Source organism: Candidatus Symbiopectobacterium sp. NZEC135, assembly GCF_025962695.1.
In genome coordinates, this window is record NZ_JAGFPF010001217.1 from 1 (window position 1) to 651 (window position 651).

The following is a 651-nucleotide window of genomic DNA, read 5'->3' on the forward strand; positions in this document are numbered from 1 at the left end:
GTATTCCCAAGGCATTGATGTTTGTCGCTATAAGCTACGCTGGAGAAAAGCGTCAATATCATTCATTGCCTGACGGCGAGCCTCTGGTGTTGGATTAATCATCAGATGGTCGGCATAGCCGTTGAGTAATGCACTGAGTTGGCGGGTGACCTGCATCACATCGATATCCTTCGTGACATTCGCTGCAATAATGTCGCTCAATAACCGATCCCAGGCATGGGTCATTGCTAACGCCAATTCGGCATAACGCGCTTCACGAATAGCTTTGCGCCACAATGCGCTATAAAGCTGCCAGATAGCATCGGTAGTTTCGGGTAAATATCCGGTAATAAACGCGCGCAGCTGTTGCTCGGGCGGCGCTGCCTGCACGGTTTGGGTGAAATTATCTAAATCGGTCAGCATAAAACGCGAATAAGCGTCGAGACACAGTGTCTGCCAGTCCGAAAAATAGTGGTAAATATGGCTGCGTGAGAGATTCAATGCTTCTGTTAACTCGCGCGTAGTGACATTTTCACTGCCCTTTTCGATAAAAAGGGCAATAGCGGTATCCAGAATTTTTTCCCGCAGTGTGGTGCGATCTTCTTTCATACTTTTGTCCGCATTGACTTTGAGCAATCGCTCAAATACACTTTGTTCGGTTTTGAGCAGGTG

At 47.6% G+C, this 651-nt stretch carries 1 protein-coding gene; it reads right to left on the reverse strand.

The genetic code is table 11. From position 1 onward, the window contains the following. Nucleotides 1-27: 27 nt before the first annotated feature. Nucleotides 28-651, reverse strand: a 624-nt coding sequence (locus tag J5224_RS33435; RefSeq protein ID WP_319802545.1) for a TetR/AcrR family transcriptional regulator, incomplete at its 5' end; no start/stop codon positions are given.